18 protein-coding genes are annotated in these 21,058 nt (G+C 71.3%); 12 read left to right on the forward strand and 6 right to left on the reverse strand.

The window, feature by feature from the left end; all coding sequences use genetic code 11:
- Positions 1-35: 35 nt before the first annotated feature.
- The 4 genes from BLT23_RS20335 to BLT23_RS20350 all read left to right on the forward strand — a co-directional run bounded on the left by BLT23_RS20335 (position 36) and on the right by BLT23_RS20350 (position 5,695).
- Positions 36-1,685, forward strand: coding sequence for a bifunctional metallophosphatase/5'-nucleotidase (locus BLT23_RS20335; protein ID WP_090051633.1), 1,650 nt, complete (start codon positions 36-38; stop codon positions 1,683-1,685).
- 117 nt (positions 1,686-1,802) lie between these two features.
- Complete coding sequence (locus BLT23_RS20340) at positions 1,803-2,129, forward strand: sunset domain-containing protein (RefSeq protein ID WP_090051385.1); 327 nt, start codon at positions 1,803-1,805, stop codon at positions 2,127-2,129.
- A gap of 41 nt (positions 2,130-2,170) precedes the next feature.
- The gene (mug, locus tag BLT23_RS20345; RefSeq protein ID WP_090051386.1) at positions 2,171-2,671 is read left to right on the forward strand and encodes a G/U mismatch-specific DNA glycosylase; all 501 of its coding nucleotides are present in this window, start codon (positions 2,171-2,173) and stop codon (positions 2,669-2,671) included.
- A gap of 189 nt (positions 2,672-2,860) precedes the next feature.
- Positions 2,861-5,695, forward strand: a complete 2,835-nt coding sequence (locus BLT23_RS20350) for an AfsR/SARP family transcriptional regulator (RefSeq protein ID WP_176946836.1) — start codon at positions 2,861-2,863, stop codon at positions 5,693-5,695.
- On the opposite strand, the gene BLT23_RS20355 is transcribed toward BLT23_RS20350, so the two are convergent.
- Positions 5,685-6,236: an NlpC/P60 family protein gene (locus tag BLT23_RS20355; RefSeq protein WP_090051388.1), complete on the reverse strand. Its 552-nt coding sequence runs from the start codon at positions 6,234-6,236 to the stop codon at positions 5,685-5,687. The two genes, BLT23_RS20350 and BLT23_RS20355, sit on opposite strands and share 11 nt — an antisense overlap.
- Before the next feature lie 194 nt (positions 6,237-6,430).
- Between BLT23_RS20355 and BLT23_RS20360 the strand changes: the two genes are divergently transcribed.
- The 4 genes from BLT23_RS20360 to BLT23_RS20375 all read left to right on the forward strand — a co-directional run bounded on the left by BLT23_RS20360 (position 6,431) and on the right by BLT23_RS20375 (position 9,757).
- The gene (locus BLT23_RS20360; RefSeq protein ID WP_218133803.1) at positions 6,431-7,900 is read left to right on the forward strand and encodes an alpha/beta hydrolase; all 1,470 of its coding nucleotides are present in this window, start codon (positions 6,431-6,433) and stop codon (positions 7,898-7,900) included.
- Positions 7,901-7,987: 87 nt separating this feature from the next.
- Positions 7,988-8,458 carry a hypothetical protein gene (locus tag BLT23_RS20365; protein ID WP_090051390.1) on the forward strand — a complete coding sequence of 157 codons (471 nt, stop codon included), beginning with the start codon at positions 7,988-7,990 and terminating at the stop codon, positions 8,456-8,458.
- Between the two features lie 43 nt (positions 8,459-8,501).
- Positions 8,502-9,251: an LLM class flavin-dependent oxidoreductase gene (locus BLT23_RS20370; RefSeq protein WP_090051391.1), complete on the forward strand. Its 750-nt coding sequence runs from the start codon at positions 8,502-8,504 to the stop codon at positions 9,249-9,251.
- Positions 9,252-9,301: 50 nt separating this feature from the next.
- Positions 9,302-9,757: an SRPBCC family protein gene (locus BLT23_RS20375; protein WP_090051392.1), complete on the forward strand. Its 456-nt coding sequence runs from the start codon at positions 9,302-9,304 to the stop codon at positions 9,755-9,757.
- Positions 9,758-9,764: 7 nt separating this feature from the next.
- Here the strand turns inward: BLT23_RS20375 and BLT23_RS20380 are convergent, their stop codons facing one another.
- The 3 genes from BLT23_RS20380 to BLT23_RS20390 are packed head-to-tail and all read right to left on the reverse strand — an operon-like array spanning position 9,765 to position 12,699.
- Positions 9,765-11,303, reverse strand: coding sequence for a phytoene desaturase family protein (locus tag BLT23_RS20380; protein ID WP_245744063.1), 1,539 nt, complete (start codon positions 11,301-11,303; stop codon positions 9,765-9,767).
- The gene (locus tag BLT23_RS20385) at positions 11,300-12,163 is read right to left on the reverse strand and encodes an NAD-dependent epimerase/dehydratase family protein (protein ID WP_090051394.1); all 864 of its coding nucleotides are present in this window, start codon (positions 12,161-12,163) and stop codon (positions 11,300-11,302) included. The genes BLT23_RS20380 and BLT23_RS20385 overlap by 4 nt, the downstream gene beginning before the upstream one ends.
- Complete coding sequence (locus BLT23_RS20390; RefSeq protein WP_090051395.1) at positions 12,160-12,699, reverse strand: hemerythrin domain-containing protein; 540 nt, start codon at positions 12,697-12,699, stop codon at positions 12,160-12,162. The genes BLT23_RS20385 and BLT23_RS20390 overlap by 4 nt, the downstream gene beginning before the upstream one ends.
- Positions 12,700-12,908: 209 nt before the next feature.
- Between BLT23_RS20390 and BLT23_RS20395 the strand changes: the two genes are divergently transcribed.
- Positions 12,909-14,147, forward strand: coding sequence for an ABC transporter substrate-binding protein (locus BLT23_RS20395; RefSeq protein WP_090051396.1), 1,239 nt, complete (start codon positions 12,909-12,911; stop codon positions 14,145-14,147).
- A gap of 63 nt (positions 14,148-14,210) precedes the next feature.
- Here the strand turns inward: BLT23_RS20395 and BLT23_RS20400 are convergent, their stop codons facing one another.
- Entirely contained in the window at positions 14,211-16,544 is a 2,334-nt protein-coding gene (locus BLT23_RS20400; protein ID WP_090051397.1) for a Tex family protein, read from the reverse strand.
- A 48-nt stretch (positions 16,545-16,592) separates the two neighbouring features.
- Between BLT23_RS20400 and BLT23_RS20405 the strand changes: the two genes are divergently transcribed.
- The 3 genes from BLT23_RS20405 (at position 16,593) to BLT23_RS20415 (ending at position 19,583) form a co-directional block, all read left to right on the forward strand.
- On the forward strand, positions 16,593-17,681 hold the full coding sequence (locus tag BLT23_RS20405) for an alkaline phosphatase family protein (protein WP_245744064.1): 1,089 nt from the start codon (positions 16,593-16,595) through the stop codon (positions 17,679-17,681).
- 59 nt (positions 17,682-17,740) lie between these two features.
- Positions 17,741-18,604, forward strand: a complete 864-nt coding sequence (locus BLT23_RS20410) for a patatin-like phospholipase family protein (protein ID WP_245744065.1) — start codon at positions 17,741-17,743, stop codon at positions 18,602-18,604.
- A 79-nt stretch (positions 18,605-18,683) separates the two neighbouring features.
- Positions 18,684-19,583 carry an alpha/beta fold hydrolase gene (locus tag BLT23_RS20415; RefSeq protein WP_090051399.1) on the forward strand — a complete coding sequence of 300 codons (900 nt, stop codon included), beginning with the start codon at positions 18,684-18,686 and terminating at the stop codon, positions 19,581-19,583.
- Here BLT23_RS20415 and BLT23_RS20420 read toward each other — a convergent pair.
- Positions 19,580-20,962, reverse strand: a complete 1,383-nt coding sequence (locus BLT23_RS20420; protein WP_245744066.1) for a WS/DGAT/MGAT family O-acyltransferase — start codon at positions 20,960-20,962, stop codon at positions 19,580-19,582. The genes BLT23_RS20415 and BLT23_RS20420 overlap by 4 nt on opposite strands.
- Between the last annotated feature and the right edge of the window lie 96 nt (positions 20,963-21,058).

A 21,058-nucleotide genomic window follows, 5' to 3' on the forward strand; every position in this document is an offset into this window, starting at 1 on the left:
AGGTGAGCGGCCTGCGCACGTTCACACTGACGGTGATGGGCACGACCGACCTGCACGGCAACCTGTTCAACTGGGACTACTACCGCGACCGCGAGTTCGACGACTTCGCGCACAACGACGTGGGGCTCGCGAAGATCTCCACGCTGGTGTCGCGGGTGCGGGCGGACGTGGGCCGGCACCGGACGTTGCTGCTCGACGCGGGCGACACCATCCAGGGCACGCCGCTCGCGTACTACTACGCGCGCGTCGAACCGATCACGCGCACACGCGTGCACCCGATGGCCGCGGCGATGAACGCCATCGGCTACACGGCGGCGGCGGTGGGCAACCACGAGTTCAACTACGGGCTGCCGGTGCTGCGGATGTTCGAGCGGCAGCTGGACTTCCCGCTGCTGGCCGCCAACGCGCTGGACGCGTCCACCGGGCTGCCCGCCTTCCAGCCGTACGTGGTGAAGACGGTGTGGCGCACCGGAGGGCCGCCGCTGCGGGTGGGCGTCCTCGGGCTGACCAACCCCGGCATCGCCGTGTGGGACCGCGCGCACGTCGAGGGTGTGATGACGTTCCCCGGTCTGGTCGAGCAGGCGCTGCACTGGGTGCCGGAGATCCGGCGCAAGGCCGACCTGGTGGTCGTGGTGGCGCACTCCGGCGCCGACCTGTCGTCGTCGCTGGGCGACCAGGTGCCGTTCCCGGAGAACTGCGCGGAGCTGGTGGCCGAGACGGTGCCGGGCATCGACGCGGTCCTGGTGGGGCACGCGCACGTGGAGATCCCCGAGCGGTTCGTGGTGAACAAGGTGACGGGGCGGCGGGTGCTGCTGACCGAGCCGTTGTTCTGGGGCAAGCGGCTGTCGCTGATGGAGTTCGACCTGCGGCACGACGGCCGGTGGGAGCTGGAGGGGTCCAGGTCGTCGGTGCTGTCGACGGCGACCGCGGAGGAGGATCCGCGGATCGTGCGGCTGCTGCGGCACGACCACGAGAAGGTCGTGTCGTACGTCAACGCGCGGATCGGCACCTGCGTGGCGCCGATGTCCGCCGAACGCGCGCGGTTCGAGGACACGCCCGCGTTGCGGTTCATCAACCACGTGCAGGCGCTGGAGATCGCCAAGTCCACGTCGTTGCCGGTGCTGTCGCTGTGCGCGCCGTTCAACCGGGCGGCGGCGATCCCAGGCGGCGAGGTGTCCGTCCGCGACGTCGCCGGGCTCTACATCTTCGACAACACGCTGGTGGGCGTGCGGCTGACCGGGGCGCAGCTGCGCGACTTCCTGGAGGAGTCGGCGCGGTACTTCGCGCGCGTGTCCGGCCGGGGCCCGTTCACCGCCGCCGAGGTGTCCGCGGACGTGCCTGACTACAACTTCGACATCGCCTACGGGCTGACCGCGCCGCTGACCTACACGATCGACATCGCGGAGCCGGAGGGCTCGCGGATCACGCGGCTCGCGTACGACGGAGAGCCGGTGGCCGACGCGGACGAGTTCGCGGTGGCCGTGAACAACTACCGGCACGCGGGCGGCGGCGACTTCCCGCACATCGCGTCCGCCCCGGTGCTGCACGACCGGCAGCAGGAGATCCGCCAGCTGCTGATCGACTGGGTCAGGGCGGCCGGCGTGCTGGACCCGGCGGGCTTCACCGGCACCGACTGGCGCCTCGTGGCGGGCGGCGACCCCGTCATCGTCTCCACGAACGAGTGAATTCACCGCCTCTGACCTGGTGTTTCAGCTCACTTCGGTGGCACAGGCCGCAGGGAATGGGATTAGGTCAGGCCCATGCGGTCGTCGCACCGCGTGGGTCTGACTAGGAGCTGTTCGGTGTTCGGGTTCTTCTTCCAGATGTTCCTGCTGTGCGCGGGGGCCTTCCTCGCCGGCGTGGTGCTGACCTGGCTGACGATGCGTTCACGCGAGCCCTCCGCACCGTCAGCACCGTCCGCCGAGCCCTCCGCACCGCTGTCGCTCATGGAGGAGCAGCAGCCGGCGGAACCGCCCGCGATCAAGGCGAACTCGCGCACGATGATGTTCCACACCCCGGAGTCGCCCTACTACAAGCGCATGAAGGGCGACGCGTTCTTCCACTCACCGGAGGACGCGCGCCGCGCCGGGTACACGATGTGGACCCCGCGCCCGCGCATGCCCGTCTAGGTGTGACGCGTCACCGCGCCGCTGCCTCGTAGGCTGGGCGGATGATCGCCGACCTGATCGAGCCCGGCCTGGACGTGCTGTTCTGCGGCATCAACCCCGGCCTCGTCTCCGAGGCCACCGGGCACCACTTCGCGCGGCCGGGAAACCGGTTCTGGCCCGCCCTGCATTTGTCGGGGTTCACGCCGCGGCAGTTCGCTCCGGCGGAGCAGGAGCGGCTGCTCGAACTGCGGCTCGGCATCACGAACGTCGTCGCGCGGCCCAGCGCCAGGGCCGACGAGTTGACAATTGACGAATTGCGGCAAGGTGGCGCGGTGCTCGCGGAAAAAGTCGAGAGATATTCACCCCGGGTTCTCGCGGTGCTCGGCGTGACGGTGTACCGGGCCGCGTTCGACCGGAAGAAAGCCCAGGTGGGACCGCAGGACGAGACGGTGGGCGGGGTGCGGGTGTGGCTGCTGCCCAATCCGAGCGGGCTCAACGCGCACTACCAGCTGCCCGCTCTCGCGGCGGAGTTCGCGAAGCTCAAAGCGAGCCTCGGTAACTGAGCGGGAAATTCACATTAACGAACACTGAAAGTGCGTCTGGACGCGTGTTCGGTGGTCTGGTTGTATCCAGCACTGCGTCCGTTGGAGTGCTCTTTCCGGTGAGGTGGAACTCGGTGGCGCCGGGCTGCGTCAGAATTTGGCAATGCCCAGCGCAACTTGGTGAACCGTCAACACTGGTGGGGGCGCTTCGTGAAGGTCAGGATTCTCGGGCCGGTCGAACCCCCGGTGCCGCCGAAGCCCGCGCAGATCCTGGCGGTGCTGGCCGTCGAGTGCGGCAGGGTCGTGCCGGTCGACCGGCTCATCGACCTCGTCTGGGGTGAGCAGCCGCCGCCGCAGGCGCGCAAGTCGCTGCAGGTGCACATCTCCAGCCTGCGCAGAGCGGGGCTGCCGGTCGAGCACCGGGCCACCGGGTACGTGCTCAACGCCGACCTCGACGAGGTGGACCTGCACCTGTTCCGCAAGCTCGTGTCCCAGGCCGCCGAGGAGCCCGACCTGCGGGTCAGGGCCGCCCGGCTGACCGAGGCGCTGCGGCTGTGGCGCGGCACGCCCGCGGTGTTCGCGCAGACGCTCGACGGGCAGCGCCTGGCCGCCGCGGAGGCGCTCGTCGACGCCGAGCTGGCGCTGGGCAGGCACGCGGAGATCGTCGAGCGGCTCGGGATCTTCGTCGCCGAGTACCCGCTGGCCGAACGGCTGCGCGGCCAGCTGATGACCGCGCTCGCGCGGGCCGGGCGGCGCGCCGACGCCATGCGGGTGTTCCGGGAGACGCGCAAGGTGCTCGTCGACGAGCTGGGCGTCGAGCCGGGCGAGCAGCTCCAGCAGCTCTACCGCGACGTGCTGGAGGGGAGCAGGGACAGCCGCCGCAACTACCTGCCGCGCGACGCGGGCGACTTCACCGGCCGCGACCGGGAGCTGGGCAGGCTGCTCGACGCCGACGGCGGCGTGTGGTGGGTCGAGGGTCCGGCGGGCGTCGGCAAGTCGGCGCTGGCCGTCCACGCCGCGCACCGGCTCGCGGACCGCTACCCCGACGGGCAGCTGTTCGTCGACCTGCACTCGCCCTCGGGCGCGCTGGACGCGTTGCTGCGGGCCATGGACGTGCCCGGTGAGCGGATTCCGGAGTCCGCCGAGGAGCGCGCGGCGCTGTGGCGGGCGACGGTCGGCGGGCGGCGCGTGGTGATCGTGCTGGACGGCGTCACGAGCGTGTCCCAGGTCAGGCCGCTGCTGCCGGGCACCCCGGGCTGCCTGACGCTGATCACGAGCCGCAGCAGGCTGTGCGGGCTCGAAGGCGTGCACCGCATCCCGCTCGACGTGCTGGACGGCGACGAGGCGGTGACGTTGCTGGGGCGCATCCTCGGCGACGACCGGGTGGCCGACGAACCGGCGGAGGCGCGCGAGGTGGCCCGGCTGTGCGGCTACCTGCCGCTCGCGGTGCGGATCACCGGCGCCCGGCTGGCGGGCCGCGCGCACTGGCCGGTGTCCAAGCTGCTCCAGCGCCTGTCCGGTGAACGCGGCAGGCTGGACGAGCTGGTCGCCGACGACCTCGCCGTGCGCTCCACCCTGGAGCTGAGCTACCGGTCGCTCGACGACGACGTCCGCCGCGCCTACCGCGTCCTCGGGTTCCTCGGGCTGCCCGAGGTGCCGAGCTTCCTGTGGGCGCACCTGCTCGACGAGGACGTGCTGGACCGGCTCGTCGACGCGCGGCTGCTCGACGTCACGGGCAGCGCGCGGTACCGGATGCACGAGCTGGTGCGGCTGCACGCGCGTGAGCTGGCCGAGGCGGAGGACCCGCGCGAGGAACGGGAGGACGTCGTCCGCAGGGCCGTCGTCGCCGCGCTGTCCACTGTAGACGGTCTGACCGAGCACCTCTTCCTGGCCGTGCCGCGGATGCAGGACTCGCTGGGGGTCGTGCGGGCGGCGACGCGGCCCACCGACAAGGACGCCTGGTTCTCCCGCGAGGAACCGCTGCTCACCAGGCTCGTGGAACGCGCGGCGGAGCTCGGTCTCGCGCGGCACGCGTGCCAGCTCGCGGAAGCGCTGGTGTTCGCCTGGTTCGGGCTGCGGAACCGGTACGAAGCCTGGGAACGCAGCCACACCGCGGCGCTGAAGGCGGTGTGGGAGACCGGCGACGTCCGGCTGGAGGCGGTGCTGCGGTGCAGCCTCGGGCAGATGAACTACAAGCGGGACCACCTGGTCGAGGCGAGGTCGTGGTTCGAGACCGCGCGGACGTTGTTCGTGAACATCGGCGACAAGCACGGCGAGGCCGTCGCCATGAACGGCATCGGCATGGTCTGCCGCGAGCTCGGCGAGTACCCGCCCGCGCTGGCCGCGCTCGGCCGCGCCCGTGAGCTGCTGGAGTCGGACGACCCGGAGGGCGTCGCGCACGCGCTCTACGGAATCGGCTCCATCAAACGGGAACTGGGAGACGACGCCGCCGCGTTCGAGACGCTCGCGACCGCGGAGTCCTGCTACCGCGCGGCGCGCAGCCGGCGCGGCGAGGCGCTGGCGGCCCGCGGGACGGGGCTCGTGCACCGCGCCCGCGGCGAGCTGGACCTGGCCGAGGAGCACCTGGTGCGCGCGCACGAGATGGTCACCGGCACCGGGGACGCGCTGCTCGGCGGCTACACCGCACAGGCGCTCGCGAAGCTGTTGCTGCGCAAGGGTTTGCTCGACCCGGCGGAGACGTTGCTGCGGCAGGCGATGGAGGGCTGCCACGACGTGGGCGACCGGTTCGGGGAGGCGCTCGTCCGCCGCACGCTGGGGGAGTGGCGGCTCGTGGCGGGCGACCACGCCGGTGCCCGCGCCGTGCTGACCGAGGCGCTCGCGGCGTGGGACGACCTCGGCCTGCCGTTGTGGCGCGCCAGGACGCTGCGGGACCTGGGAGCGGTCCACGCCTGCCGGGGGGACGTGGCAGACGCGGACCGCTGCTGGGACGAAGCCGCCGGGGTGTTCGCGCGGATGGGAACCAGGGAGTCGGGGGAAGTGGCCCAGTGGCGTGCGCGATGGCGGCCCGCCGCGATCAGCCGCTGATCTTCTTGTACTTCCAGGGCAGGTAGCCGCCGCTCTTGAGCGACGAGACAGACACGGTCTCGTGGTCCATGTCGGTCGCCGTGCTGCCCTCCTCGTAGATCCACGCGGACGTCTTCGCCGAGTTGGCCCACTTCTCGAACAGCTTCACGTGGCCGTCGCGCAGGATCATGTCGCCCGGCTTGAGGTTCGCCCACGACACCCTGGTGGCGACCTCGTGCAGGTTGCGCGTGTTCCGGCTCGTCGTGAGCTTCCACGTCATGGACACGAAACCGGAGCAGTCGGTGCGGTACTTCTTGCCCTTGCCGATGTCCCAGGCGTAGGCGGTCTGGCTGTACGGGACCTTGCGGTCCCACCAGTTCTTGGCCCGCTTGATCACCTCGGCGCGGGTGATCTTGCCGCCGTACCCGGCCGCGGCCTCGACCTGCGAGACGGCGACCTCCCGCTCGGCGGGCCCTTCCGGCGCGGCCTGGGCGGCACCGGTCAGACCTCCCAGCAGCGCCAGGGAGATCGCGGCCGCCCCGGCGGCTTGGCGGATGCGCATTGCGTGGCTCCGATCGTCGGTGACGGCCGGGACTGTCCCGTGCGGCGCCAAAGATCGGCCTAAGACCGGTTTAAGGAGTCGTTGCGACACAAGTGGGACACGACCTGGACGGGGCGGGGACGTCCGGTGGACAGGGTGGGCGGGGTCATCGACGTCGTGAGGAGAACGGTGTGCCTGGTGTCCGACGAACGGTTGTGGCGGCATTGCTGCTGGCCGTTGCCGCTGCGACCGCTGTGCCCGTGGCCGCGTCCCAGTCCGGTGGTGTGCGCGAGTTCTACGAGCAACAACCGCGGTGGAGTCCGTGCGACTTCGACGCCGAGGTGTCGTGCGCCTCGATCGAGGTGCCGCTGGACTACGGGAACCCCGGCGGGAGAAGGATCTCGGTCGCCGTCAGCCGGCAGCCCGCCACCGATCCGGCGGCACGGCGCGGAGTGCTCTTCTCGAACCCCGGCGGCCCCGGCGGTTCCGGGCTCGTGACGGTGAACTCCGGCGGTGCCACCGTGTCCTGGCCGAAGGACAGGTTCGCGAGCACGTCGCTGAGCCGCCACTACGACCTGGTCGGCTTCGACCCGCGCGGTGTCGGCAGGTCGACGCCGCTGGCCTGCGAGGAGCCCGCGGTGGAACGGCCGCTCACGTCCCGGCCGTCCGAAGCCGACTTCGCCGCGGTGGCCGAGTGGGCGCGGCGGTCGCAGGCCGGGTGCGAGCAGGTGAGCGGCGACCTGGTGCCGCACATCAACACCAGGGACACGGCGCGGGACATGGACGTGCTGCGCGGAGTCCTGGGGGAGGAGAAGATCAGCTACGTCGGGTACTCGTACGGCACCTACCTCGGAGCCGTGTACGGCACGCTGTTCCCCGAGCATCTCGACCGCAGCGTGCTCGACTCCGCGGTGCCGGGCGACATGGACTGGCGCCGCACCCAGATGGCCGGCGCGGTCGCCGCGCGGCGCAACGTCGAGCAGTGGGCCGCGTGGACGGCGGGCCGCTACGACCTCGGCACCACCCGCGACGAGGTGCTGACCGTCGTGGCGGCCGTCTCCGGGGCACTGCCGGAGACGCCGGAGCGGTTCGGCAGCCAGCGGTCGCGGTTCGACCGGGAGGTGGGCTACCTGGCGACCCTGCGCCCCGACTGGGACGACCTCGCCGAGCTGGTCCGCGAGACCAGGGAGACGGGCACGTTCCCGAGCCCGGTTCCACCCGGCGAGCCGGTCTCCGGCGTGGTGACGGGCTACGTCCCGGTGAACCAGACCGTGCACTGCGAGACGGAGTGGCCGGCGGACCTGGACGTCTACCGGCGTGACACGGCGAGGTTCAGCGAGGAGTACCCGTACGGCGCCGGAGCCGCCACCGCGATGCCCGACCCGTGCACGTTCCGCACCGGCCCGCCCAAGGAGAGGGCGACGGAACCGCGACGGCACGGCTACCTGGCAGGGTTGGTCGTGCAGGCGGAGGGCGACGTGCAGACCGAGTACTCCGGCGGCGTGGAGATGGCCCGCAAGCTCGGCCACCGGCTCGTCACGGTGGCCGACGACGGCGACCACGGCCAGTACGCCCGGCGCGGCAACACGTGCGTCGACGACGCCGTCACCCGCTACCTTGTGGACGGCACGCTTCCCGCCGCCGACCTGACGTGTCCCGGCAAGCCCCGGCCGGACGTTCCCTAGTGGCCGGGATGTGCGGCTTGGGCGACTCTTTACCGCTCCTCACTAGCTTCGCGGGACCTTTTGCTTCGGGCCACGGGGAGAGAGCACATGATCTTTCGCACGGTCGCGACCGGGATCGCGGTGTTCGCCGCTCTGCTGATGGGAGCGTCGGTCGCCACGGCGGCTCCTGCCAAGTACACGCACGCCCAGGCCGCCGCGCAGCTCAGCGCGGCGGGCATCGGCTGGACGTCGAGCGGGGGCTGCAGCAACCGCAACCAGTCGAACTGCACCTCGTTCGAGCAGATCAACCAGACCACGATCGCGGGAGCCAAGACGTTCAAGAGCGCGTCGGGCTGCGCGCTGACGATCACCGGTGGCACGGAGACCGGCCACGCGTCGGGCACGTACTCGCACTGGAACGGCTACAAGCTCGACTACCGGCTGACCACCTGCGTCACGAACTACATCAAGGGCAGCTTCGCGTCCATCGGCGGCAACAAGTGGCAGTCGGCCGCGGGCAACGTCTACTACCTCGAGTCGAACCACTGGGACGTCACCTACTACAACTGCGGGTGCTGAGGTCCTGTTGCCGACAGGGGGCGGGGGCCGGTAGTAGTGGGGAGTGACCACACTCGGCGCTGTCTACCGGCCCCAGCTCCCGCCGGAGAAACTGCGCTCCGTCGTCCTCGCGGCCGAGGAGTCCGGTGTGGACTCGTTGTGGCTGTGGGAGGACTGCTTCCTGGAGAGCGGCATCGCCGCCGCGTCCGCCGCGCTCGCGTGGACCTCGCGGCTGAAGGTCGGCGTGGGACTGCTGCCGGTGCCGTTGCGCAACGTCGCGCTGACCGCGATGGAGGCGGCGACGCTCGACCGGCTGTTCCCCGGCCGTGTGACGATCGGGATCGGGCACGGCGTGCAGGACTGGATGGGCCAGGTCGGCGCGCGGGTGTCGTCGCCGCTGACGTTGCTGCGCGAGTACACCGGGGCGTTGAAGGCGCTGCTGGCCGGTGAGCGGGTCACCGTGGACGGCCGGTACGTGCAGCTGACCGGCGTCGCGCTCGACTGGCCGCCGTCCGCGCCGATGCCGGTCTACGTGGGCGGGCACGGCGCGAAGACGCTCGCCCTCGCCGGTGAGGCCGGGGACGGCACGATCCTCGACGCGTCGGCGGACCTCGACCTGGTCAGGGCCATCCGGGCGTCCCGCGAGCACCCGGTCGTCGTCTACGTGGAGACCGACTCGCGCGACCGCGGGTTCGTCACGGACCTGGTCTCGCGGGTGGCCGCGGCGGGCGCCACCAGCGTGATCTTGCAGCAGTCCGCGGCGAGTGAGGACCCGGAAGGGTTCGTCGAGTTCGTCGGGTCACTCACGGGGTGAACGGGAGCCTGCCGCGGGTTGCGTCCTGACCCAGCGGGTACCTCTCAGGCGTGGCTGAGGTATCTCTGAACGTCGAAGCGCCCGTGGGCGCCGTCTGGGCCGTGCTCGCCGACGGCTGGTCCTACGCGGGCTGGGTGGTCGGCGCGTCGCACATCCGCGACGTGGACGCGGCCTGGCCGGAACCGGGCCAGCGGATCCACCACAGCGTGGGCCCGTGGCCGCTGACCATCGAGGACACCACCGAGGTGGTGCGCTGCGAACCGAACCGGCTGCTGGAGCTGGACGCCAGGATGTGGCCCGCGGGCGCCGCGCGGATCACGCTCACCCTGACGCCGCGCTCCGAGTCGGTCACCGAGGTGGTCATGGCCGAGCGGGTGGTGCGGGGCCCGACGACGCTCATGCCGAACGTCGTCCAGGACGCGCTGCTGGTCCCGCGCAACCGCGAGACCTTGCAGCGGCTGAGCGCACTCGCCCAGGGCCGCGCGGGCAGCGACCCCAGCAAGTGAGCGGGTTCTAGTAGATCGCCCGGTGGGCGCCCTGGACGAGGGCCTTGTAGAGGCCGCCCGCGGCGCCCCACCTGGCGAGTGCCGCCCGTGCCGCGTTCGCGCCCGCCGCGCCGTGCACGCCGCCGCCCGGCCAGGCCGACGAGCCGGTCAGGTAGAGGCGGTCGAACGGCGTGTCCGCGCGGCCCAGGCCCGGGACCGGGCGGAAGACGAGCTGCTGGTGGATGGCGCTCGTGCCGCCGTTGACCGAGCCGATCTCGTCGGGGCCGAGCACGGAGCGGCCGATGACGCGGTCGCGGAAGCCGGGGGCGTGGTCCTCGATCACCTGCTCCAGGCGGTCGGCGCGGCGCTTGAGGCGGTCCGGGGTCCACGAGCCGCCCAGCGGCACGTGCGTGTACGCCCAGGCGGCCTCGGTGCCGGCGGGGGAGCGGGTCGGGTCGGTCGTCGTCATCTGGCCCATCAGGACGAACGGGTTGCGCGGCACCTTGCCGCACGCCAGCTCGTGGGCCGTGGTGGCGAGGCCGTTGACGTCGCCGCCGACGTGGACCGTGCCCGCCTGCGCGGCCTCGGGGTTGCTCCACGGGATCGGGCCCGACAGCGCCCAGTCGACCTTGATCGTGTCGGAGTCCCACTGGAACCGGCGGAGGTCCTCCACGAGCTTGCCGGGCAGCGCGTCGGCGCCGATCAGGTCCAGGTAGAGCCTCGGCGCGGGCACGTCGGCCAGCACGGCGCGGCGTGCGCGCACGACCGAACCGTCCTCCAGGCGCACGCCGACGGCGACGCCGCGGGCGTGCAGGACACCGGTGACCTTCGCGTTCGTCTCGACGCGTCCGCCGAAGCGCCGCACGAGAGAGGCGGTCAGCTCGCCCGCGCCGCCGCGGGGGACCGGGTTGCCGACGTCCTGGGCCAGCATCGCCAGCAGCCAGCCGAAGCCCGCGCCACCGGCCTGGTCGGGGCCGAGGTCCGTGTGCATCGTGTTGCCCGCGAGCAGCACACGGGCGCCCTCGCCCTCGAAGAGCTCTTCGCCCAGGCGGCGCACCGGGAGCGTCAACGTGCGTGCGAGACGGAGTGCGTCGCCGACGCCCGTGCTCTTCAGCAGTGACAACGCTCCGCGTACCGGCGGGAAGGGGCGCATCAGCGATTCGAGCACGGCGTCACGCATCGACATCCAGCGTGCGTGCTCCGCCTGCCACCGTTCGGCGTCACCGTGCGCGAACGCGTCCACGGACTTCGCCGTCACCTCGACGTCGCGAGAGAGAAGCGCCACGCGGTCGTCCGGTAAGACGTGGGCGAGCACAGCGGGGGCGTGCTCCCACTGCACGTCGAGGTTCAGCGCGCGGATGACGGGAGAGCCGAGCCCCAGGGGGTAGAACGCGCTGTAGACGTCGTTCGTGAACCCCGGCGCCGTGATCTCGGCCGAGGCGACGGCACCGCCAGGGGTGTCGCGCTGCTCCAGCACCAGCACGTCCCACCCGGCGTCCGCCAGGAGCGACGCGGCGACCAGGCCGTTCGGGCCGGAGCCGATGACGACAGCGTCGACCTCGTTCACGCACGTCCTCCCATCGCCGTGACGACCTCGCGCAGCACGTCGCGCGCGTCGTGTTCCGGCCACCATTCCAGATCCCGCTGCGCTCGGGTGGCCCGCACGAGCGGCGCCTGGTCGGCCATCTTGACCCACTCCGGGGTCAGCGGCTGCAGGCGGAGCTTCGCCGTCGCCCCAGCGAGCTTCTCGACCAGCGAGTACGGCACGGACAACCGGCCGGCGCCGACGATGTCGGCGATCATCGGCGCGGTCAGCACCGGTTCCGCGGCGAGGTTGAACGCGCCCAAAGCCTTGCGGTGCACGATCTCCGCGATGGCGCGCGCCACGTCGTCGGAGTGCACCAGCTGCAACCGCAGGCCGTCCCACAACGGGATCGGCAGGTACGGCAACAGCTTCGGTGGCAGGAACGGGCTGAGCAGCCACCGGCGCATCTGCGGCGCGGCGGACGCCTGCCCGATGGCGCACGGCCGGATCACCGTGTGCGGCAACGGGTAGCGGCGAAGCATGTCCTCCAGCCGCACCTTGTGCGCGCTGTAGGTGTTGCCCTCGATGCCGGTAAGCCGCCACGACTCGTCGACCCGGGACCAGCGCGGCGCCGGCCCGTACGCCGCGACCGACGACGCGACGACGAGGTGCCCGACCTCTTCCTTCACGCACGCGGCGAGGACGTGCTCGCTGCCGTCGATGTTCGTGTCGCGGTCGGTCGGTTTGATCGCCCACGCCAGGTGCACCACGACGTCCGCGCCTCGGATGGCGTCGCGCAACGACGACAGCGTGCGCACGTCCACGCCGACGTCCTCGAAGGTGAGGTGGCGGCGGAGCGCGGTGCCGACGTTGCCGGAGGCGCCGGTGACGACGACCCTCACCCGAGGACCTTCCGGATGGCGTCGCGCGCCTTGTCCACCACCGCGACGACCGGGCCCAGCGCGAGGTTCGCGACGGGGCTCTCGACGCCTGGGTGCGGCCGGGTCGGCGCGATGGCCTCCGCGGCCTCCACGGCCTTCGCCATGCGTTCGAGCCGTTCCTGGTCGTAGACCTCGCGCAGCAGCGGGAACTCGGACTGCTCCTCGTGGTCGGCGTGCGCGAGGACGTCGTCGCGCAGCTGCACGAGCAGCGTGTCGAAGCCCTCGGCGTCGGGCCCGATGCGGTCCATCGTGCTGAGGAGCTCCTTCGCGCGGTGCTCCTCGGCGACCCGTGCCTCGACGACGGGCTCGCCGCCGTCCACGCGCTTCACGGCGGGGTGGACGATCTCCTCCTCCGCCGTCTCGTGGATGGAGAGCAGCCGCACGAGCTCGTGCCAGGCGTCCTCGCGCTCGTCCCCGGTGGTCGTCTCGACCTGCGCGAAGAGGGACCGGATCTGGGCGTGCTGCCGGTGCAGGAGGGTGATCACGTCGTCAGCCATGTGCCCCGGATACCCGGAATGCGGCTGGTCACGCCGTTCCGCCACCCCCATTGGGCGGTGGTGACGACTACCACAAGATCGATGTGCGGCACAAGTCACATGAACTTCACGCGTTTGTGTTCCGTAGCACATAAGGGGCCATTGTCTCGGGCTCCGATCAATACTCGGTTACCGCCCAGTACGTCTCACCACGTGACAAGGACGCCTGCATGCCCTTCCTCCGCCGAGCACTGCCCACCACCGTCGCGCTGGCCGTCCTGGTAGCCGGCTGTGGTGCGAAGGACGACGAGAAAGCGCAGGTGGAGACCGGTCCGGGCGTCACGGACGACACGATCTCGCTCGGCATCCTGTCCGACATGACCGGGCCGTTCAAAGCGTCCTCGCTGACCCGGATCAAGGGCTACGAGCTGTACCTGAAGCAGGTCAACGACCGGGGCGGCATCTGCGGCCGCAAGGTCGAGCTCAAGCAGAAGGACCACGCCTACGACGTGCAGAAGGCCCTCGACGGCTACTTCGAGCTGGAGCCGCAGGTCCTCGGCCTGCTGGAGGTCGCGGGCGCGCCGATGACCGCCGCGATCGAGCCCGACATCATGCAGACCCGCACGCTCACCGCTCCCGCGTCGTGGTCGGCGTCGCTGCTCGGCAACCCGCACATGATGATCGTCGGTACCACCTACGACCTCGACGTCATCAACGCGCTCGACCACTACAAGCGCCGCGGCGTGATCGCCGAGGGCGACACCGTCGGGCACCTGTACGTCCAGAACAACTACGGCGAGAACGCGGTCGAGGGCAGCCGGTTCGTCGGCGAGCAGTGGAACATGAAGATCGCCGAGCAGGCGGTCGGCGAGACCGCGGCCGACCTCACCCAGCAGGTCGCGGCCATGAAGGCGGCCGGTGCCAAGGCCGTCATGCTGAGCACCACCCCCGCCCAGACCGCCGCCGCGGTGGGCGTCGCGGCGGCCTTGAAGTGGGACGTGCCGTTCATGGCGAACGTGGTCGGCTGGGACACCGCGATCCTCGACTCACCGGTCGCCGCCGCCGTCGAGAAGCAGCTGTCCGTGGTGACCTCGGTGGCGCCGTTCAGCAGCGACAAGCCCGGCGCGCGCCAGGTGGCGGACGCGTTCACCGCGGCCTACCCGGACGAGAAGCCCACGATCTACGTCGACCACGGCTACACCGTCGCGAAGGTCTTCCTCGCGATCGTGGAGAAGGCGTGCAAGGAGTTCGACCTCACGCGGGACGGCGTGCTGAAGGCGTTCCAGGACACCGCCGGCCTGGAGACCGACGGCCTGACCGGCCCGCTGCGGTACTCGCTGGTCGGACGGCCCTCGGCGACGCAGTCCTACGTCACCAAGGTCGACGCGAGCGCGCCCGGCGGGCTCACGACCGTGGAGGACCTGTTCGAGTCCGAGCTCGTGAAGGCGAAGGGCACCCGCGCCAAGTAGCTCCTCCGGCACGAGGAAGGGCCTCTCCCGCACGTGCGGGAGAGGCCCTTCCTCGTGTTCGGTCTACCTGCCGAAACCGGCCTTGCGGAGCGCGTCCGCCATCGAGCCGTTCGCGGGCGCGGGCGCGGTGCGGTTCTGGCCACCGCCGCCGCGCTGGCCGCCGCCGCGCTGCGGACGACGGTCCCGCCCGCCGCCCTGCTGCCCGCCGCCCTGGTGCTTCTGGGCGGGCTTGCCCGGCTCGTCGGTCAGCCGCAGGGTCAGGCCGATGCGCTTGCGGGCCTCGTCGACCTCCAGCACCTTCACGCGCACGACGTCGCCGGACTTCACGACGTCGCGCGGGTCCTTCACGAAGGTGTTCGACAGCGCGGAGATGTGCACGAGACCGTCCTGGTGCACGCCGATGTCGACGAACGCGCCGAACGCGGCCACGTTCGTCACGACGCCCTCCAGCACCATGCCGGGCTTGAGGTCGGCGATCTTCTCGACGCCGTCCGCGAAGGTCGCCGTCTTGAACGCCGGGCGCGGGTCGCGGCCGGGCTTCTCCAGCTCCTTCAGGATGTCCGTGACGGTCGGCAGGCCGAACTTGTCGTCGACGAACGTCTCCGGGCGCAGCTTCGTGAGGACCTTGGAGTTGCCGATCAGCTCCTCACCGGCCTCCTGCTGCATCTTGCGCACCACCGGGTACGCCTCGGGGTGCACGGAGGAGGCGTCCAGCGGCTCGTCGCCGCCGCGGATCTTGAGGAAGCCCGCGCACTGCTCGAACGCCTTCGGGCCGAGCCGCGGCACGTTCTTGAGCGCCGTGCGGGTGCGGAACGGGCCGTTCTGGTCGCGGTGCAGCACGATGTTCTCCGCGAGACCGGCGGTGATGCCGGAGACGCGGGTCAGCAGCGGCACGGACGCCGTGTTCAGGTCGACGCCGACCGCGTTCACGCAGTCCTCGACCACCGCGTCGAGCGACCGCGACAGCTTCGACTCGGACAGGTCGTGCTGGTACTGGCCGACGCCGATGGACTTCGGGTCGATCTTCACCAGCTCGGCCAGCGGGTCCTGCAACCGGCGCGCGATGGAGACCGCGCCGCGGATCGACACGTCGAGGTCCGGCAGCTCGGAGGAGGCGTAGGCCGACGCCGAGTAGACCGACGCGCCCGCCTCCGACACCACGATCTTGGTGAGGCCCAGCTCGGGGTGGCGCTTGATCAGGTCGGCGGCCAGCTTGTCGGTCTCGCGGGAGGCCGTGCCGTTGCCGATCGCGATCAGGTCGACCTTGTGCGCCTTCGCGAGCGCGGCGAGCTTCGCGATCGACTCGTCCCAGCGGTTCGCCGGCACGTGCGGCTGGATGACGCCGTGCGCGACGACCTTGCCGGTCGGGTCGACGACCGCGACCTTCACGCCGGTGCGGTAGCCGGGGTCGAGGCCCATCGTGGCGCGGGTGCCCGCCGGGGCCGCCAGCAGCAGGTCGCGAAGGTTCGACGCGAACACCTTCACGGCCTCGTCCTCGGCGAACGCCCGCAGCCGGCCGCGCAGGTCGATGCCCAGGTGCACGAGGATGCGGGTCCGCCACGCCCAGCGCACCGTGTCGGTGAGCCACTTGTCGGCCGGACGGCCCTTGTCGTCGATGCCGAACCGCGCGGCGATGCGCACCTCGAAGGACGACGGTCCGTCCTCGACCGGCTCCTCCGGCTCCAGGACGAGGTCGAGGACCTCCTCCTTCTCGCCGCGGAACAGCGCGAGGATGCGGTGCGACGGCAGCTTGGCGAAGGGCTCGTCGAAGTCGAAGTAGTCCGCGAACTTGGCGCCCTCGGTCTCCTTGCCCTCGCGGACCTTGGAGACGACGCGGCCGCGCGTCCACATCCGCTCGCGCAGCTCGCCGATCAGGTCGCCGTCCTCGCCGAACCGCTCGACCAGGATGGCGCGGGCGCCCTGCAGCGCGGCGGTGGCGTCCGCGACCTCCTTGGCGGGGTCGACGAACTTGGCGGCTTCCTCCTGGGGATTCAGGTTCGGGTCACCCAGCAGCGCGTCGGCGAGCGGTTCGAGCCCCGCCTCCTTCGCGATCTGGGCCTTGGTGCGGCGCTTCGGCTTGTACGGCAGGTAGAGGTCCTCCAGCCGCGCCTTGGAGTCGGCGGCGAGGATCTGCGCTTCCAGTGCCTCGTCGAGCTTGCCCTGCTCGCGGATCGAGGTGAGGACGGCGGCGCGGCGCTCCTCCAGCTCGCGCAGGTAGCCGAGCCGTTCCTCGAGCGTGCGCAGCTGCGCGTCGTCGAGGCCGCCGGTCGCCTCCTTGCGGTACCGGGCGACGAACGGGACGGTCGCGCCACCGTCGAGGAGCTCGACAGCAGAGCCGACCTGGCCGGGGGCCACGCCGAGCTCGTCAGCGATCTTCTGGTGGATGAGCGTTGTCACAGCGCGCCATTCTGCCCGTTGCCCGATCCGGCGTGGCACGGTGTCCTGGTGACCATCGCCGAGGTCGTCCCCTCACTGCTGTCGGGCCTGGACGTTCCGGGTGCCGACAACACGCTCGGCCTGCCCGCGGCCCGGCGTGTCGTCCTGCTGCTCGTCGACGGCCTCGGGCACGAGCTGCTCCGCGCGCACGCCGCGCACGCGCCGTTCCTCGCGGGCCTGGTCCCGCGCGACATCGACGCGGGCTTCCCGTCGTCGACCGCCACGAGCCTCGCGTCGATCGGCACCGGCCTGCTGTCCGGTGAGCACGGCATCGTCGGCTACACGTTCGCGATCGGCGACGAGGTGCTCAACTCGCTGAGCTGGTCGCGCGCCGGGGACCACCGCCACGACCTGCGCAAGGCGCTCGTGCCGGAGGTCGTGCAGCCGCACCCGACGGTGTTCGAGCGCGCGGCGGCCGCCGGGGTCGCGGTCAGCGCCGTCGCCCCGATGGCCCACCGCGGCAGCGGCCTGACGAGGGCGGTGCTGCGCGGGTCGTGGTTCCGCGGCGCCGCGGGCTTCGGCGACCTGGCGCTGGGCGCGGCGGCGGCCGTCCGGCAGGACCGCTCGTTCTGCTACGCCTACCACCCCGACCTCGACACGATCGGGCACCTGTACGGACCAGGTTCACCGGAATGGGTGTTGCAGCTGGAGTTCGTGGACGAGCTGGCCGCCCGCATCGCCGCCCGGCTGCCGTCCGGCACGCTGTTCGTCGTCACCGCGGACCACGGCATGATCACCGCGGGCGACCGCGTCGACTTCGACACCGAACCCCAGCTGTGGCAGGGCGTCCGCGTGATCGCGGGCGAACCGCGCGTGCGCTACCTGCACACGTCGACCGGCGAGGTGCTCGACGTGTGGCGAGAGCTCCTCGGCCCGCGCGCGGACGTCCTCTCCCGCGAGGAGGCCGTGGCGGAGGGCTGGTTCGGCCCGGTCGGACCGCTCGCGACCGACCGCATCGGGGACGTCGTCGTGGCGATGAAGGACTCGGCGGTCGTGCTGCGCAGCCAGGCCGAGCCGTCGTGGAACGCGATGAAGGGGTTCCACGGCTCCCGCACGCGGGACGAGCTGGCGATCCCGCTGCTGGTTCACATGACTTGATAGCTTCAGTGTTGACTGAAGTGGGTCGTTCGGCCTGGTGAGCCCTAGGATCGCCGGACGTGACGATCGAACTGCCAGGACCCGTGGGGTTCGTGCTCGGCGGTGGCGGAAGCCTCGGCGCGGCCCAGGTCGGCATGCTGCGCGCCCTGCGGGAGCACGGCGTGCGGCCCGACCTCGTCGTCGGCACCTCGGTCGGCTCGGTCAACGGCTCCCTGCTCGCCCTCGACCCCGACGAGGCGGCGTCCCGCCTGGCCGTGCTGTGGGAGGGCATGACGCGCCAGCGCGTGTTCCCCGGCGGCCCGATCGCCCAGCTGAGGTCGTTGCGCGCCAACAAGACCTACCTGTTCCCGAACACGGGCCTGGCCGGTGTGCTGGCCGGCGGCTTGGGAGGTGCCGAGGACTTCGAGTCGCTGGCCCTGCCGTTCGGCGCGGTGTCGGTGGACTGCGTGACGGGCGAGGCCGTGACCATCACCTCGGGTCAGCTGGTCCCGGCGATCCTCGCCAGCTCCGCCATCCCCGGCATCTACCCGCCCGTGCGGATCGGCGACCGCGTCCTCTACGACGGCGGTGTCCTGGCGAACGTCCCCATCCGCCAGGCCCTCGCGATGGGCGCGAAGTCGTTGGTGGTGCTGGACTGCGCGTTCCCCGGCCACCTGCCGACCGTGCCGCAGACGCTCGCCGAGACGCTGCTGTTCTGGGCGACGCTCGGCATGCGCAACCAGGCCGTGCTGGAGGTGGAGCTGGCCTCGCAGCAGGCACCCGTGCTGTACCTGCCGGGCCCGCCGGTGCAGGCCGTGACGCCACTCGACTTCTCCCGCACCGCCGAGCTGGTGGAGGCGTCGTACCAGGCTTCGGCCACGTTCCTGACGACGCTGGAGATCGCGGGGTCGGGCCTGTACGGCCACCCGTCACACGGCGTCTAGCACACGCTCGGTGTTTTGTTCGGCGATCGCGAGGCGCTGGAGGTGGATCACCCGCCGCGCGGTCTACATACTGATCGGTATGACAACTGTCGCTCACTTCGGCGGGACCAGCCACCACGCGGACCTCGACGGGCCCGTGCACTGGGTCGACTTCGGCGGGCCGGAGGACGGGCCGCGTGTCGTCCTCGTGCACGGGCTCGGCGGGTCGCACCTCAACTGGGTGCTGCTGGCGCCGTTGCTGGCCGAGAGGGCGCGGGTGTGCGCCGTCGACCTCGCCGGGCACGGCCTCACCCACCCCGAGGGCCGGGAGGCCACGGTGCAGGCCAACGCGCGGCTGCTCGGCCGGTTCCTCGCCGAGGTGGTGGGGGAGCCGGTCGTGCTGGTCGGCAACTCGATGGGCGGGATGATCTCGCTCCTGCACACCGCGGACGACCCCGCGCTGGTCACCGGCCTGGTGCTGGTCGACCCGGCGCTGCCGATGGTGCTCGGGCGGCCCGACCCGGCGATGCTGGGCACGTTCTTCGCGTACTCGGTGCCCGGTCTCGGCGAGCGGGTCGTGGCGAAGACGCGGACCGCGCCCGCCCGGCAGCAGGTCGACCAGCTGCTGGAGCTGGTGTGCGCCGACCCGTCGGGCATCCCCGAGGACGTGAAGGTGGCCTCCGAGCACCTCATCGGCGTGCGTGCCGACGTCGGCGGGCTCGACAAGGCGTTCCTCTCGGCCGCGCGCAGCATCGTGTCCACGCTGGGCAAGCGCGGCGCCTACCGCGCCGCGATGGGCAAGATCCGCGTGCCGGTGTTCCTGATGAACGGCGACAAGGACCGGCTCGTCAGCGTCGCCGCCGCGCGGGCCACCGCCCGCAGGCACCCGCACTGGCGCTACGACGAGTTCGCGAACGTCGGTCACGTGCCGCAGCTGGAGATCCCGGACGTCGTGGCCGAGCGGGTGCTGGGGTGGATGGAGACCAACAAGCTTCTCTAGACGTCCGCGGCCAGCGCCACCAGTTCGTCGAACCCGGCGCGGATGCCGTCGGCGAGCAGCTGCACGTCCGGCACGCCGTCGAAGTCGGCGTTGATGCCGAACGTGAACCGGTCGAGGTAGGAGAAGATGCCGACCGTGACGCGCATCGTGGACGCGATCGGCACGTACGGGAACATCTCCACGAGCGGCCTGCCGAGCATGTAGAGCGGGATGCGCGGGCCGGGGACGTTCGTGGTGACGGTCTGCAGGACCTGCTGCGGGAACCGCATCGCGGTCCGCGAGCCCAGCGCCATCAGGGTGGGCGCGGCGAAGTTCGACAGGTTCGTGATCACGTCGGCACCGGCGGCCTGGCGCGAGCTCTTCAGGTCGTCCATCTGCTCGCGGATCGACGCGAGGCGCCGGGCCGGGTCCGCCTCGCCGACGGGCAGGTTGACCAGCACGGCGCTGACGCGGTTGTTCAGCTCGTTGTGCTGGTCTGCCTTGCGCATCGACACGGGCACCATCGTGCGCACGACCATGCCGTCGGTCAGCTCGCCGCGTTTGTCCAGCAGGTCGCGGAAACCGCGCGTGATCGCGGTGAGGATGACGTCGTTGACGGTGCCGCCGGCCGCGGTGCGGATCTGCTTGATCTCCGCCAGGTTCGCCCGCGCCCACACCCAGCGGCGGTGCGGTCCGATGGGACCGTTCAGCGACGTGGCCGAGCGCGTGGTGAGCCGCTTCGCGGTGCCGGGCAGGGAGCTGAGCACGGACTTGCCGAAGTCGGCGATCTCGCTGAGGGAACGGAGGTTCCGCGCGAACGCGGGCAGCGCGGCGAGGTGCTGCACGGGCGTCACGACGGCGTCGCGCACCCCGTCGACGACGAGGTCGAACGTCGACGGCTGCGGTGCGGGCTTCCACTCGGCGGGTTCCGGGAGAACGCTTTCCTTCTGGAAGTCCAGCATCAGCTGGAGCATGTCCGAACCGGACACCCCGTCGATCATGCAGTGGTGGACCTTGGAGATGACGGCCCAGCGGCCTCCCTCCAGGCCCTCGACGAGCCAGGCTTCCCACAGCGGCTTCGAGTCGTCGAGCTTCTGCGCGAAGATGCGGCCCGCGAGGTTGCGCAGCTGGTCCTCGCCGCCCGGTGACGGCACGGCGGTGTGCCGCACGTGGTACAGCACGTTGAAGTGGTCGTCGTCGACCCAGACCGGGCGGCCCACGTGGAACGGCAGCGCCTTCACCTTCTGGCGGTAGCGCGGCACCTGGTCCATGCGCGCCAGGAAGAGGCGGATCACATCGCCGTAGGACGGGACCGGCCCGTCGAACACGAGAACGGACCCGACGTGCATGGGCACGTTCTCGTCCTCGATGAAGTAGAAGCCTGCGTCGAGTGAGCTCATCCGATCCACTTGGGAAACAGTAGAGCGTGTTTCCGTCTCAATCGACGTCCGAGCAGGTGAGAGGCAGTGCACACCGGCGTGGTTGCGGGCGGGTTA

The organism is Lentzea fradiae (assembly GCF_900100955.1).
Taxonomy (GTDB): Bacteria; Actinomycetota; Actinomycetes; order Mycobacteriales; family Pseudonocardiaceae; genus Lentzea; species Lentzea fradiae.